General features: G+C 32.1%; 12 protein-coding genes and 1 pseudogene. 10 read left to right on the plus strand and 3 right to left on the minus strand.

Annotation, left to right across the window (positions count from 1 at the left end; translation table 11 throughout):
* Positions 1–169: 169 nt before the first annotated feature.
* Positions 170–907 carry a hypothetical protein gene (locus GOQ16_RS09940; RefSeq protein ID WP_160069130.1) on the minus strand — a complete coding sequence of 246 codons (738 nt, stop codon included), beginning with the start codon at positions 905–907 and terminating at the stop codon, positions 170–172.
* 225 nt (positions 908–1,132) lie between these two features.
* Between GOQ16_RS09940 and GOQ16_RS09945 the strand changes: the two genes are divergently transcribed.
* From GOQ16_RS09945 to GOQ16_RS18020, 10 genes are all read left to right on the plus strand, one after another.
* Positions 1,133–2,713 carry a vitamin K epoxide reductase family protein gene (locus GOQ16_RS09945; RefSeq protein WP_160069131.1) on the plus strand — a complete coding sequence of 527 codons (1,581 nt, stop codon included), beginning with the start codon at positions 1,133–1,135 and terminating at the stop codon, positions 2,711–2,713.
* Positions 2,710–3,873, plus strand: coding sequence for a TlpA family protein disulfide reductase (locus GOQ16_RS09950; protein WP_160069132.1), 1,164 nt, complete (start codon positions 2,710–2,712; stop codon positions 3,871–3,873). Before GOQ16_RS09945 ends, GOQ16_RS09950 begins: the two co-directional genes overlap by 4 nt.
* A 70-nt stretch (positions 3,874–3,943) precedes the next feature.
* Positions 3,944–4,192: a hypothetical protein gene (locus GOQ16_RS09955; protein WP_160069133.1), complete on the plus strand. Its 249-nt coding sequence runs from the start codon at positions 3,944–3,946 to the stop codon at positions 4,190–4,192.
* A gap of 137 nt (positions 4,193–4,329) precedes the next feature.
* The gene (locus GOQ16_RS09960; RefSeq protein WP_160069134.1) at positions 4,330–5,910 is read left to right on the plus strand and encodes a hypothetical protein; all 1,581 of its coding nucleotides are present in this window, start codon (positions 4,330–4,332) and stop codon (positions 5,908–5,910) included.
* Positions 5,897–6,853 (plus strand): hypothetical protein, encoded by a 957-nt coding sequence (locus GOQ16_RS09965; RefSeq protein WP_160069135.1) that lies wholly within the window; start codon positions 5,897–5,899, stop codon positions 6,851–6,853. Before GOQ16_RS09960 ends, GOQ16_RS09965 begins: the two co-directional genes overlap by 14 nt.
* Before the next feature lie 26 nt (positions 6,854–6,879).
* Positions 6,880–7,791 (plus strand): glycosyltransferase family 2 protein, encoded by a 912-nt coding sequence (locus GOQ16_RS09970; RefSeq protein ID WP_160069136.1) that lies wholly within the window; start codon positions 6,880–6,882, stop codon positions 7,789–7,791.
* Positions 7,792–7,800: 9 nt separating this feature from the next.
* Positions 7,801–9,036 (plus strand): glycosyltransferase family 2 protein, encoded by a 1,236-nt coding sequence (locus GOQ16_RS09975; RefSeq protein ID WP_160069137.1) that lies wholly within the window; start codon positions 7,801–7,803, stop codon positions 9,034–9,036.
* 360 nt (positions 9,037–9,396) lie between these two features.
* Positions 9,397–11,583, plus strand: coding sequence for a peptidase domain-containing ABC transporter (locus GOQ16_RS09980; protein ID WP_160069138.1), 2,187 nt, complete (start codon positions 9,397–9,399; stop codon positions 11,581–11,583).
* Between the two features lies 1 nt (position 11,584).
* A complete protein-coding gene (locus GOQ16_RS09985; RefSeq protein ID WP_160069139.1) occupies positions 11,585–12,862 on the plus strand; it encodes an HlyD family secretion protein in 1,278 nt (425 codons plus the stop codon).
* 320 nt (positions 12,863–13,182) lie between these two features.
* Positions 13,183–13,305, plus strand: a complete 123-nt coding sequence (locus tag GOQ16_RS18020) for a hypothetical protein (protein WP_262886253.1) — start codon at positions 13,183–13,185, stop codon at positions 13,303–13,305.
* 112 nt (positions 13,306–13,417) lie between these two features.
* Here the strand turns inward: GOQ16_RS18020 and GOQ16_RS09990 are convergent.
* A pseudogene (locus GOQ16_RS09990) lies at positions 13,418–13,633 on the minus strand (IS66 family transposase); the annotation flags it as partial.
* Between the two features lie 150 nt (positions 13,634–13,783).
* On the minus strand, positions 13,784–14,983 hold a 1,200-nt coding region (locus tag GOQ16_RS09995), incomplete at its 5' end, for a site-specific integrase (RefSeq protein WP_204987460.1).

Raw genomic sequence — 14,983 nt, forward strand, 5'->3', positions numbered from 1 at the left:
AAAATTTCACTAAGCTACCTAAATATTAACATTGTAATACCTCCTTCCTTAAGTTTCCCCATTCCTATTATATCACATGTATGGAGTTTTGATAATTACGCTTTAATTAGGTTTTATACTCCGATATTTTTAATAAAAAAGGTTATTAATTTAAACATTGTAAAGTTCTTTAAATTAACTCTTCTAATAACTTTAATAATTTTGGATATTTTTGCAAAACTCTTATTAATTGAATGTCATTTCCGTTATGAAATACATTGTTAATCCACATTCCTGTATCTGATGGATCAACATTAACTAGGTCTTTATATCCCTTTTCAACTATTGTGTATTTGGTGTTGTACAAACGTGCCATTGCCCAAAACCAAATATCATCGCCTTTAGGTGCCAAAGAAGAAAATATTGATGAGCAAAGAACATCTGGATGTAGAGACTTTGGAGGATATAATATTCCTCCAACACCCGTTGGGAATATACTTATTTCTTTCTGAACAGCTGTAACACAAAACCTCCAGTCTTTATAAAATTGAAGAGTTTCATTTTCAATTTTTATTTCATGGGCTCTGTTTACATGTATGTTAAAAGGACTTCCAATATAAGATAATTTAGTTTTTCTAAACCAATCTTTAGGATAATAAACATCATCATCAACAGTTATTAAGATATCATTAGGATAATGTGTTAGAGCTGGGATAAGTTTATTGTATGACTTGAAATCAGGACAAAATTTTATTTCTAATCCCTCTCGTTCGAGAATAGCCAAATCTTTAGGAACAATTGTGTCATATGATAACCATAATATTATTCTATCTGCCTTTTCAGTTTGATCCAAAAGAGATTTTATTGTACTTGGAGCTGTATTCATTAATCTTCTGCCGAAAGATGTAAGTGAAATTATAAATTCCATAAATTATTAGGTTGTTCTTTTTTGTTTTAAACAATTATATGCAAATTTTTATTTACATATAATTGTTTTTTTCTATGCAAACGTTTGATGCGTAATTAAATTATGAATTGTGAAAAATATTTTTGAAGTTTATTAAAGTTATAATTTAACCGATTATTTATATCTTTTACTTTGCTATTACCAAAGTAAACTAGAAGCCATTAACCATGATATATAGACTTATTAATGAAAAAAATCAATTATAATACAAAGAAAAATTTAATTGCTACTACACTCACCTTATTAGGAGTTAAGCATACTAACTACTATACAGAATTAATATATAATACAAACCCTTACAAATCAAATTTACTTGGAATTTCTAAGATGTTTACTGATTACGGAGTAGATAATACCGGATTGAAGTTGTCAGATAAATCTCAAATTGAAAACTTGAATACTCCTTTTATCGCTCATGCTTCAAATGATTTTGTAATCGTTAAAGAAGTCTCTCATTCATCTGTAAAATTCATTTGGGGAAGTGGAGAGGAAGAAGTTGATAGAGATGAGTTTAATCAAATTTGGTCTGGAGTTGTATTAGTACTACAATCTTCCTCGGATTCAATAGAGCCAGGTTATGAAGAGCATAGAAAAAAGGAGGTGATCAAAAATATCCAACAATTTTTATTAGGCGTTTTACTTTCAATTTTATTAATTGTTGTTATTATTGATAATCCCTATAAATCTCAGGCTAATTTTTTATTTACTATTATAATTAATATTATTGGTTGTTATGTGTCATTTTTACTTGTTCTAAAACAGATTAATGTAAATAGCAATATAGCAGATAAACTGTGTTCCGTATTTAAAAAAGGAGATTGCAATAATGTGTTAGAATCTTCAGCTTCCAAATTTTTAGGACTGATAAGTTGGAGTGAACTAGGCTTAGGGTATTTCATTTCCAATTTGTTAGTTTTATTATTTTTACCCAGTTATATACCTTTCTTATTTAGCATTAATATCTTAGTTTTACCGTATAGTGTTTGGAGTATTTGGTATCAAGGATTTGTTGCCAGACAGTGGTGCGGTCTATGTATTATGATCCAAATCTTACTGTGGGCTATATTTTGCACAAACGTAGTGTTTGGCTTTTTAATACCTGAAACATTTTCATTATATGATGCTTTGCTTTTAATAAGCATTTATACATTGCCACCTATCATTCTAAATCTTTCCTTACCTATTTATGTAAAAAGTAAAAAATTTCTTTTTACCGAATACCAAATGAAGAGTTTGATGTTTAAACCTGGAGTTTTCTTTTCTAAAGTGAAGGAACAACCCTTTTATGAAGTAGATCAAAGTGTTTCCAATATTATTTTTGGAAATAAAAATGCTCAAACAACACTTACTGTTTTAACTAACCCGTACTGTGCCCCCTGCTCTACAATGCATCGTAGAATAGAAAAATTATTAAACAAATTGGCTGACAAGGTAAATGTTCAATACATTTTTACATATTTTGATACTGAGGATAAAGAAGATTTTATAAAAACTATTCATAATCTAATTAGGATATATCTCAATAACGATATTGCACATACTAATTATTTATATAATGAATGGTTTAATTCTGAAAGGAAGTCGAAGTTTATTTTTGAAAGTAAATATTGTTCAAATGGACACGAAATAGCTGTCGAAGAAGAATTTCGCAATCATGAATTATGGAAAAGGCAATCTGGATTGCGAGCAACTCCTACTGTTTTAGTGAATGGGTATTTATTACCAGATGAATATAAATTAGAAGATTTAGAATATATTATTTTATGAGAACTTTATTATCACTGTTATTATTTTTGACTATTAGCACTTTAGCTTTTTCTCAAACTGAAAAAACGAATAAGTTGCGAATTAATTTTTCTGGAAAGACATACGCTAAACTTGATTTAAGAATTGCATTGGATGATAAGTCAAAGCATGTATTTAACGGAAAAATTGGGGCAGACTCTATTTGGGAATTTGCTTATCCAGATAGCTTGTACGACTATATTAAATATTTTGACATCGACAATGAGGTTAGTTCGGATAGTATATTCAATTCGATTTCATTTGCCTCTGTAGATTCTGGCGATACGCTTTGGTGTGGAAGTTTTCATGTGAGTAGAGGTGACGTAAATCTAAACCTCAAGTTTTATCAATTAAATATTTTTGATAGTATACCAATTAGGAAAGATGATCTAGAAATAATTTATAAAAAGAACCTCCAAGACCGGTATTTAATAGATGGTAATGAAGATAAGGAACTTTTAATTTCTATAAGAGCTCGATCCTATAGCTATTTTAATTCTAGTTTAAGCAAATTGGGGCCAAAATATTTCGAAGAGTTGGATACGTATATCAAGTTGACACGTAAATACCCTGATTCACAAAAACTGATAAGTAGACTAGAATCAACAATTCCTTATTATGCGAGTAAAGAAGATTTAGCAAAAGTATATGAAGAATTTTCAGATAGCGCAAAAGAAAGCTATTTCGGTATGAAAATAAAACGCTACCTAAAAATGGACATATTTGATAATATGGATCTTTATTCTTTAGGAAATAAGAAGATGGAACCTATTGTAAGATATCCAGATAAGTTTTCTCTAATAGTCTTCTCCGCGTCATGGTGCAAGTGGTGTCATGAAATGATTCCAATTGTAGAGGAAGTACATCGAGTTGCAGGTGATAAATTAGATATTGTATATATATCGATTGATGAAGAATCAACAATAAAAAAATGGAATGAATTAGTAAAAAATGGGAAGATTCCATTCAGAAATTTATTAGCTCTAAATTTGTTAAAAGAAGTAAAAAAGAAATACCTTGTACAAGGCATTCCCTATACTTTATTGGTTCATCCTAATAATAAATTAGAAGTGTTGAATTTATGGGAAAAAGTAAATAGAAAAAAACTATACCAAATATTAAATTTTGATATGACCAAATAGTCTACTATGCTGAGCTGTAGGGCTAATAGAAAAAAAGTAAGTCTACAGTATAAACTTAAATAATTAAATAATGAAAAAGATTAAATTAAAGAATTTGGATTTGGAAGGAGTAGCAGTACTTAACGCAAGTCAAATGATGGAAGTTCTTGGTGGTGTTTCATGGACTACTACTACTACCACTTCATCAGTTCCTGTTACTTATCGTGGCTGTAGTTCAGCGGTTCCGTGTGATAGCGCGGGTGGAGCTTGTGAGGTATCTCCTGGGAAAGAGGGCTCTTGTGTTTGGAGTACACCTCTAGATAAGTGTACTTGTCAATAAATTGTAGACAATACAACTTGAAGGAAATTAAGGACTAACCATTTAAAAGTCTACCACAATCTAAAGTAAGACTCTTTATCAAAGAGTCTTATTCTTTTTAATTATGTAGTTATTAAAATAATAAATATAAATAAGGTGTGATTTATATTTCAGCACAACCAGACGACTTCTATTTTACATGGCAATTGGAAATTCAAATACGTAATTTGCGTAACTTGAAAATCCCGAGAGAATGTATTCATGTTATAGTGGGGTATAATCCATTATTAGGACTCAAACCATTATTTCAGGACTTAATTACCCGAAATAGTGAACTTGCACAGTTTTACATATATCCAGATAGTCGTCAAAGCAAAGAATATATTTCTTCAATACGACCAAATATTCTAAAGCAACATTTTTCATTCTATCCCGAGTTAGAGAATGAAGTAATATTCTACCATGATTCTGATGTCTTATTTAGCAGAATACCCGTGTTGGATGTTTCTTGTAATACTAAATGTTATGTTTCTGACACTCGTAGCTACTTAGATAGTAAATATATTATAAACAATTCTTCATATGATGTTTTTAAAAGCATGTCTGAAATAGTTGGCATTTCTACTAAAATGATTTCCGATCAAGATATGCATGCTGGTGGTGCACAATATATCTTAAAAGGTATAAATAGTAGTTTTTGGGATAAGGTAGAAAGAGACAGTCAAATGATTTATGATTTATTACAAAACTATAATAGAAGTCTTTGGATGCAGAACTTTGTAGCTAAGGGAAGCTCTCGCTCCAATACAGCTGGAATTCAAGCTTGGTGTGCTGATATGTGGGCTGTTTTATGGAACTTATGGTATTTTAATAAACAAGTTGAGATACATCCCGAAATGGATTTCTCTTGGCCAGATTCACCCATAGAAAATTGGAAAAAGAATTCAATCTTACACTATTCAGGAGGACAAGAGGGTGTGAATTTATCATTTAAAAAAACCAAATATATTCATTTTCCGCCGTGGTATGATGAGATTTTATTGAATATTCCAGATACGACATGTAGTTATGAGGTTGTCCAATCTATTATAGCTAGAAAAAATGAATTGGATGAAGATCGTTATCACATGCCAAATGTATCTTTTATATTATTTGCTAAATTCTCAAACCATATAAAAATTGAAACACTTAACATAACATTAAGATATTTAAAAAAATATTTCAATTGCCAAAGCATATTGGTTGTTTCAGATAATAATAAATATGCTAAAATCTCTGATTCATTGATAATTAATGTCGAGGATCTAAAAAATACATTGAATGAAATACGGAATATAGATTTTTTGTTCTTTTCTCCATTTGAATGTATTATTGATGTTGAATCTATGGTTCAATTGATCAATGCTGAAAGTGGTTATCGTGATTCATTATGTATATCTTATGAATCAAGTTGGTGTTTTAGCTTAGACCCAATTTTTACCAAGACTTTTTCAATGGTTTTGGATGATAAATTACTATCAAGTAATGTTAATAAATTTGAAAAATCGATTAATGATAAGGTTAGAACATATTTCGTGAGTTATAAAAGGTTGCTTAATGATATATTAGAGGACAATATTACATTCAAGCAATTGTTTACAAAATTAGACAGTGCTATTGAATCCTCAAGAAAGGGATATTTTTACAAGTTGTCAAATTTACCAAAAAATAACCAAGTTAATATCAATGGATCTGTCTAGAAGAAAAAAGAATATAGGACTTGAATCTGGAATTTCTAAGGAAATCCTATTTAAAATTCTTATAAGTCACCACAATGGTAGTGTCCAGTTAAGGAGAAAAGCTGAAGATTTATTAGATGAATTAAGTGATTTATTGTCTGATTGTACAGATTATTCCTTTAATCATGGCATTACAGGAGTCGGATGGATGATCGAATTTCTAGCACAAAAACAGTTAATATGTATTGATACAGACGAGGTTTTGGAAGAAATTGATGATAATTGCTATAAAATGACATTAAATATTTTAGTCCAAAACACATATGATATTAGGGATATTTTGGGTTTACTACAATATCACCATATAAGATCTGAAAGCAAGAATAAAAATCAAATTTTTTATAGACATTTTATACATAACGAATGTATTGCTCTTTTATCTGACAGGTTGGTTAAATATATCAAGGAAAATGTATCTTCATTACAAAAAAATGATATAGAACCAGATGAAATAGTTTTACTATCGTTTTGTTTACTACAAGTCAGTCAATTATTACAAAAAAATGTAAAATTTTTTGAGAAAGAATTTTACGAAGCGATCGAAATCTTACTTAACTATTTTAAAGAAATTCATTCTAAGAGTAATTCAATTACATATTTTAAAAATATTTATATAAATCTAGAAATATGTATATATACACTTATGAGTATTAAGCAATATGATAATCCACACTGGCAGAATTTTCTTGAAAAAATTTATTTTGACTTAGTAAATAACTTAAAGCAACAAGATTATTTAAACAATAAGTCTTTTCAAAAAATTAAAATTCTAGATCAAATCTATAAAGATTCGATTTTAAATTTAAATGTATTAGAACTCTTAAGTTTAATGGATCACAGTTTACTACATATGTATCTTTCAAATTATAGTCATATTGAGATAAGTGAATATTTATCCAACTGACGTAATTAAAAAATATAATTTTAAAAATGACCCTTAAATCTATACTTATATCAGTAATTATGCCATGTTATAATTCTGAGCTTTACATAACAAAAGCTATAGAAAGTATATTAAATCAATCTTTATCAAACATTGAATTTATTATTGTTGATGATGGATCCACTGATTCTACAGTTAATATTGTTAAATCATTTAATGACCCTCGTATTAAGTTTATTCAATTGAAATCTAATAAAGGTAATTACTTTGCTCGTAATATTGGTATTCGTCATGCAATAGGAAAATATATAGCTATGTTTGATTCTGATGACATATCGGAAAATAATAGACTTGAAATTCAATATAAATACCTTGAGAAAAAGAAACACGTGGGAGCAATAGGATCGAATTATAGTTTTATTGATGAAAAAGGGAATCCTCTTGGAAATATGAAGAGAGAATGTAATTATCAGGACTTCAAAATTAAACTACTCGAAAATAACTATATGTTGCAATCTACTATTATGATCAGAAGAAAGCTAATACTTAAATATAATTTGCTTTATAAGTTAAAGTATAAAATAGCATCTGATTATGATTTTGTCGCAAGGTGTAGTCGATACTTCCCAATTTATAATATACCAGATAATTTAATTAGATACAGATTTCATGCAAAACAAATAACTAGCATGAAAATGAAAACACAAAGAAAATACGCAATGATGATAAGAAAGGATATTTTCTTTCAATTCCAGGTTGACGATTTTGAAAGTAATTACGAAATAATAGAGTTGTTATTGATGGATAAAGTCAATAATCAAGAAGAAATACAAAATTGTGCTAAATTCATGAATCAATTATTGATTTGTAATAGCCATCATAAAAATTACAACTCTTTTTTATTGAAAAAATTTTTCTTTGAGAAAATTGCTGCCAATATATTAAGAATTGAAAATTGAAGATAATTTATGGACAAATTTATATCAACATATTTTTTAGAGAATCAGATTCAATTAGATTACAACAAAATTCCCATTTGTTTCAAACCTGTAGAGTTGCATCTTAATGAGAAGTGTTCTGTTAAAAAGCTACAAGAAGTTATAAATCATGCATTAATCACAGGTGAAGATGCAATATTTATTGTAAAAAAAGCAGAATATTTTGACGAAATATCATCAGATATTGACGTGTTTAATGGGATTTATTCAGCTGTAGACTGTGGAATTCACTTTTTACTGATTTCAGGAGATGTGTCCTCTTCAGTGGGAAAAATTAATAATGACATAAGCTATATATGCGAAGTCGATGCTATATATGCATTTGTAATTACAAGAGTATTATTTGAACCTTTAATGAGCATTTCAAGTGACGAAATATCTTTAGAAGATTTGGTTAATCGAGCAATTATAAAAAAAGCTACATTAAACTCTACATTAAGCATGGATTGGGTGCTATCAAATCAAGAACATAAAATTAACATCATAATTCCTTTTAGAAATGTTGAATTATTTATAGAATCCTGCTGTGAGTCTATCCTAAATCAACATTATAATAATTATAACGTTTTCTTAATAGATGACTGTTCTTCTGATAATAGTTTAAATAAAATCCCTAAAAATGAAAAATTCATTGTAATTTCTAATAAAAAAAGAAAATATGCTTTAGAGAATATAATATATGTTCTCAATAATTACTCTTTTAAATCCAATGAGATCATTTTGATTTTAGATGGCGATGATAGTTTTTCTCATGAATTCGTTCTGCCCTTGATAAATAATATTTATTATGCAAAGAGATGTTTGCTTACGTATGGAAGTTTTAAACTTATGAATTCTCACAAAATATTTGGGTCAGCGTATTCTAGAGATGAGTATAGAATCTTACGACAAGCAACTTGGAAAGCCTCTCACCTAAAAACTTTTAAATTTGAATTATTTGATAAGTATAGAAAGATTGACTCAAATTTCTCCCATATGAAAGACAAGTATCAAATCTTTTATTTAATGACTTACGATATTGCTTTGATGTTTCCTTTACTAGAGCTTGCTGGGTTCAATAAAATATTTTTTGTAAAAGAACCTCTCTATCTATATAGATTACATGATAATAATGATAGCGTTGTAGATGGTCAATTGCAATATAATATTGAAATTGAAATAAGGGCTAAGAAAGTTGTTGTTGATACAGAAAACTTTCTTTTGTAACTTGTTGATTTGAAAAACATTAAGTTAAATATGATTTTATTTTTTAAAGCCAAATTTAATTGGACATTTCTGCTGTTGTTGGCTTAAAGTATGTTATGTTTTAGAATGTAAATTGCATATATATCACTTGATAACGAAGATTGGTATAAATGTGTAATGAATTAGTAAAGCTCTGATTTATTTTACAAAATGTAACGAGGCAAGATTTTGTGGAGATTAAATTCTTTATAAATTCGTGTGATTTTATTGAAGCGATAAAATAATTCCGTTCAGTGTAAATAATACAATCGTTTTTTTATTCTTCTTAATAGAAGTAGTTATTTTAGTTGTATAGTAGTAAATAATGGTTTATAAAATAAAATGCTAAAACGCTTCCCTCATTATAGGCAAATGGATCAGATGGATTGCGGAGCTACTTGTTTACGTATTGTATTCAAGTACTATGGACAGTTGATTTCCATCCATAAGATCCGTAAACTGTGCCAAACGACTAAGAATGGAGTTAATTTATTAGGGATTTCAGAGGCTGCTGAGAAATTAGGTTTCCGAACTTATGGTGTGCGTCTTTCTTTAGATCAATTGAAAGAGGTAGAATTGCCTTGTATTCTACATTGGGATCAAAATCATTTTGTCGTATTATACAAAATAACAAAAGGGAAATATTATATATCAGATCCTGCAACTGGATTAATAACTTATACCGAAAAAGAGTTCTCGAAGAACTGGTTTTCTACCAGAGAATTGCATGAAGGTCTGTCCTTGATCTTAAGTCCTGGCCCAGACTTCTACCAAATCGACGAAGAAGAGCCGTCTCTGACATTAGGCTGGAAAAAGATCTTCACCTACTTTTATAAATATAAAAAGCTTTTTATCCAGTTGATATTGGGTATGGTCTTGGGGACAATTCTATCCCTGATCACGCCATTTCTGACTCAGTCTGTTGTGGATATCGGTATAAATACCAAGAATATCAGTTTTATTAATCTTATACTGATAGCGCAATTGATGCTGTTTGTAGGGAGTGTATCGGTATCGTTTATTCGTTCTTGGATCATGCTTCATATTAGTACGCGAATCAATATTTCTATTCTCACGGATTTATTGATAAAGATTATGAAACTCCCGATGAACTTCTTTGATCTGAAGACCCACGGGGACATTATGCAGCGGATGTCTGATCAGCAGCGTATAGAAGGTTTTCTAACAGGTAGTACCTTGAATACCTTATTTTCATTGATCAATATGTTCATATTCGGTACATTATTGGTCATCTATAATAAAACAATTTTTCTTGTATTTCTTGTTGCAACGGTGTTGTACACTTTGTGGATTCTGGCATTCATGAAGTATCGTCGAGAACTGGATCATAAGCGATTCAAATTGTCTTCGGAGGATCAGACCTATATGGTGGAGATGATTCAAAGTATACGTGATATCAAACTTAATAATGCCCAGAAACAAAAGCGATGGGGCTGGGAAGCACTACAGGCTAAACTATTTAAATTTAGAGTAGAAAGTCTAGCCTTATCGCAATACCAATCTATCGGTTCGATGGCGATCAATCAGGCCAAGGGGATATTGATAACCTATATATCGGCTAAATCGGTGATCGATGGTGATATTACCTTGGGGGGGATGATGGCTATCCAATATATTGTTGGTATGGTGAGTAATCCTGTCGAATTGTTATTGGGCTTTATGCAGTCGTACCAGGATGCTAAGATCAGTTTGGAAAGACTGAATGAGATCTATGAAACCGAAGAGGAGGAAGATGTGCAGAAAGAATACTTCACACAACTCCCGGAGGACAAAACGATTGAAATCAGAAACCTTACTTACCGGTATTATGGGGCCGGAAACGATCCTATATTTACAAAACTCAACCTTTCCTTTCCTGCGGGTAAGACGACGGCTATCGTAGGAGCAAGTGGTTCGGGAAAAACAACGATTTTAAAGCTATTGTTACGTTATTATCAGGCGGAAGAGGGCGATATCCATATTGGGAACAAGAAGTTGGATCAGATAAGTTTTAATCTGTGGCGAGATAGCTGCGGTTCAGTACTTCAAGATAATTATATTTTTGCTGATACCATAGAGAATAATATAACCGTCAATGAGGAACATCCAGATGCGGCGAAGATACAGCAAGCAATTCGTATTGCAAATTTGGAAGAGTTTATTGCTGATGAACCTTTTGGTTTAGCGACAAAAATAGGTACTGGAGGAAAGGGGATCAGCCAAGGGCAAAAGCAACGCTTGATGATCGCTCGTGCGGTATATAAGGAGCCAGCATATATTTTCTTGGATGAGGCTACCAATTCCTTGGATGCTAATAACGAAAAGGCTATAGTGGAGCGCTTGAATGAGTTTTTCGAGAACCGTACAGTTATCGTTGTAGCGCACCGCCTTAGCACCGTGAAGAATGCTGATAATATAATCGTCTTGGAGAAAGGGGAAATTGTCGAGCAAGGAACGCACAAAGAGTTGACTGCACTAAGGGGCAAATATTTTGAGTTAGTCAAAAATCAATTAGAGTTAGGGAATTAGTATGGCGAAATTTAGTATACAAGAACAAGATTTACACTCGGAGGATCTGCAAGAAATCATTGCAAAGCCTCCAACGTGGTTGATGAAAAGAGGAATTTCATTTATTCTTCTTACTATCCTGATGATACTAAGTATCTCTGTTTTTATTAAGTATCCAGAGGTGGTCAACACCAACCTAAAGTTTAATACGACTAATGCACCTAAGGTGATGTTGAGTAAGATTAATGGTAATCTAGTCAATATTCTTGTGCAGGAGGGAGCTTGGGTTAGCCAGGATCAGGAGATTGCTTATATGGAAAGTATTGCGGATCATAAGCAGGTGTTATCTATTGTGACGCACCTCAAAAACCTACGGACTAATAAAGAAATGAAACTTGATCTGGATAAATTGGGTTCGCCAGGTGAGTTAGAATTGGGGGAACTTCAGAACAGTTATCAGAATTTTTACTTAGCGTATTTAAATTATCAAGCTGTAAAGGACGGCGGTATATTTGAAAAAAGGAAGCAGTTAATCTATAATGAATTATCTAATGTTAATGAACAAAATGAACGTATACAGAAATCCTATGAACTCCAGCAGCAAGAACTGGCTCTTGCCGAACAAGAATTCAAGCGATATAAAGCTTTGGCCGATAAAAAAATAATTAGTCCACTAGAGCTACAACAAAAGGAAGCAGCACTATTGGCCAAGAAGCAGGCATTACCACAAATTGAAAATAATATTATTTCCAATCGTGGTAATCTGTTGTCAAAAGATAAGGAGCTGTCAGAGATTAATAATCAGATCTTTGAAGAGGAAAAGAAGTTTGTCCAATCATTTAATAGCTTCATCAGTGAGGCTGATAATTGGAAGAAGAAATATGTGATTTCTTCTCCATCGGAAGGGTATCTTATATACGGCGATTTTTTGCAAGTCAATCAATTTGTGAAATCGGGCGATCCACTATTTTATGTGAATACTGCTAAAGATGATTATTATGGAGAGATGCTGATTCCACAAAGTACATCGGCCAAAGTAAGAGAAAAGCAACAGGTGATTATTAAAGTACGCAGTTTCCCTTATCAAGAATATGGCTATCTGAAAGGTGAAATTGATTATATATCTGACATTCCTTTACGAGATAGTGTTTTTTTGACAAAAGTTACCCTTATTCGAACACCGAAAGATTCTATTATAAAACTTAAACCCGGTATCCAAGCAGATGCTGAAATCATCACTGAGGACAAATCAATTTTTTATAGGATATGGAGTAACATAACAAAATCGTTAAAATTTTGAGCTATTTAACAACTTGGTATTTTATATTACTAGTTTAGCATAAATTCCGGCCTCTACTATTATCTAGACTGATCTTTTGCTAATATCTTCAAAATTATTAAGTGCTTTATCTAAATGTCCTTTGTATGAGGTGTCATTAAACTTGGTTTAATTCGTGCATCTTTTCTACCAACACCTGCGTATACTATACAATTAGCATAGATTCCACGCTCTAGTATCATCCTAACTATTATTACTGTTCTATTTGGCTCAACTATTTTAATTGGAATAATTGGAGACATTGTTGTTCTGATATCTAATTTTAGCGAAAGTAAACCAATTTGGAATACGGAACATTATCCGCTAACCACCATCTCCTTATAGGCTCTTTATCAATCAAATCAACAGCTTCTGTCTATTTCGGTGATGCGGGTTCTTCGTCAATCATGGTGAAAGTATGTTAATTAATTACACTTTATGAACTAAACCTTTTTTCTTTTCAAACACAATTCCAACCTTTTCGAGCAAGTTATAGACTTGAGCCTTTTGATATGCTAAGCGTATCCGCCCTACGAACTACATATTTGATTGCCCGATGATTTGTTTATAGTTCTGGGGATATAGCTCCTTGATGTTCTTATGGTTTATTGACATGATATTTTGCAGCGTATATTTCAGCCATTGAAAAGGGTTGACTTCATGTTTCTTACAAATGGCGAAGAAAGAATAAATCATAGCTGACCGTTGCGCCGCTTCGTGGCTCCCCGCAAAGAGATAGTTTTTCCTTCCCAGCTTATGTAAAGTTTTACATAAGCTGGGTTATGACAAGCTAATGGTTATGCGAAGTGTAGCGTGATATACCGCGAGAACTGCCTGCAATTAAGCTTTTATGGAGGACGACTTTGCATAATCATTGATAGTATTTTATTAACCATCATATTGTTAAAAGCTTTTAAGCCAATCCAGTAGGTTGTTGTTTGACAACCAAATCGGTTCTTTTTGGGGCGCCACTGACGTGTAAGCCTTTTCGATTGCCTCTCGTTTTGCCCGTGAGTCAGCCTTGGCGTAAACTTCCGTAGTTTGAACTGATACGTGCCCGAGTATATCCCGGATGTACACCAGGTTTACACCAGCCTGTAACAGATGCATCGCTTTGGAGTGTCGCAATACATGACAACTAATTTTTTCAGGCAAATAAACATTGCTTGTCTTTCTTGCCATCTCAGCATATTTGATCAAAATGTGGTTCACACCAGCACGGGTGAGTTTTTCTCGGCGGCTGTTGAAGAATAAAGGATGTTTATTATTACTCCCTTGTTCAAGTTGATGTTCAGTGATATATAATTTCAATAGCCTTACCTGATCTTCAAGCATGGGAACGATCCGTGTCTTATTTCCTTTACCGGTGATACAGATTGTATTGAGTCCATCGAGCCTCAAACTGGATGGCACTAGGTCAATAACTTCTTGGACCCTTGCACCAGTATCATACATCAACGAAAGCAATGCGAGATCCCGACGACCTTTTGATGTCCTCGTATCTGGTTGTTCCAGCAACGCTTTTATACCTTCGATCGTTAGATAGTTCATCGGAACAGTGACTTTACGTTTCATCGGTATGGATAGTATCTTTTGGCATTCGTACAAATGCTCAGGTTGTTGATACTGTATATAACTGAAAAAAGCGTGAATCGCAGCCAATCTTGCATTTCTGGTCGTATTACTGTTTCGCCGTTCGGCTTGCAACCAATCCAGAAAACCCACAACTGCATGTTGTGTAATGGACTCTAGGATAAGTCGGTTTACCGGTATTCCTTGAGTAGCCATGTAGCCGATGAACAGAACAAAAGTATCGCGATAAGCACAAATCGTGTTCTTACTGGCACCTCGTTCGTGGGCCAAATACCCAGTCAGAAACCCTGACAGATATTTTGAAAAGTCAGTAGGTTTCATAGCCAGTAGCATTTGGAAAAATTTACTGCGTGTGACAAAAAAGGACTGATTGCTGTCCAAAACGTTCATCCAAGCATAATCAACATAGCCTCTATCCACAACCACCACACAGCCCTTAGCAAATGAAATGGTCTTGGCGATTTTAGATTCATGTTGTTTACCATCTGTAATATGCACAAAACTCGGCAT

Origin of the sequence: Sphingobacterium bovisgrunnientis (assembly GCF_009829085.1) — a bacterium.
GTDB lineage: Bacteria > Bacteroidota > Bacteroidia > Sphingobacteriales > Sphingobacteriaceae > Sphingobacterium > Sphingobacterium bovisgrunnientis.

Coding starts and splice junctions, on each gene's coding strand:
- GOQ16_RS09940 (WP_160069130.1), bottom strand. CDS start 907: ATGGAATTTATAATTTCACTTACATCTTTCGGCAGAAGATTAATGAAT.
- GOQ16_RS09945 (WP_160069131.1), top strand. CDS start 1,133: ATGAAAAAAATCAATTATAATACAAAGAAAAATTTAATTGCTACTACA.
- GOQ16_RS09950 (WP_160069132.1), top strand. CDS start 2,710: ATGAGAACTTTATTATCACTGTTATTATTTTTGACTATTAGCACTTTA.
- GOQ16_RS09955 (WP_160069133.1), top strand. CDS start 3,944: ATGAAAAAGATTAAATTAAAGAATTTGGATTTGGAAGGAGTAGCAGTA.
- GOQ16_RS09965 (WP_160069135.1), top strand. CDS start 5,897: ATGGATCTGTCTAGAAGAAAAAAGAATATAGGACTTGAATCTGGAATT.
- GOQ16_RS09970 (WP_160069136.1), top strand. CDS start 6,880: ATGACCCTTAAATCTATACTTATATCAGTAATTATGCCATGTTATAAT.
- GOQ16_RS09975 (WP_160069137.1), top strand. CDS start 7,801: ATGGACAAATTTATATCAACATATTTTTTAGAGAATCAGATTCAATTA.
- GOQ16_RS09980 (WP_160069138.1), top strand. CDS start 9,397: ATGCTAAAACGCTTCCCTCATTATAGGCAAATGGATCAGATGGATTGC.
- GOQ16_RS09985 (WP_160069139.1), top strand. CDS start 11,585: ATGGCGAAATTTAGTATACAAGAACAAGATTTACACTCGGAGGATCTG.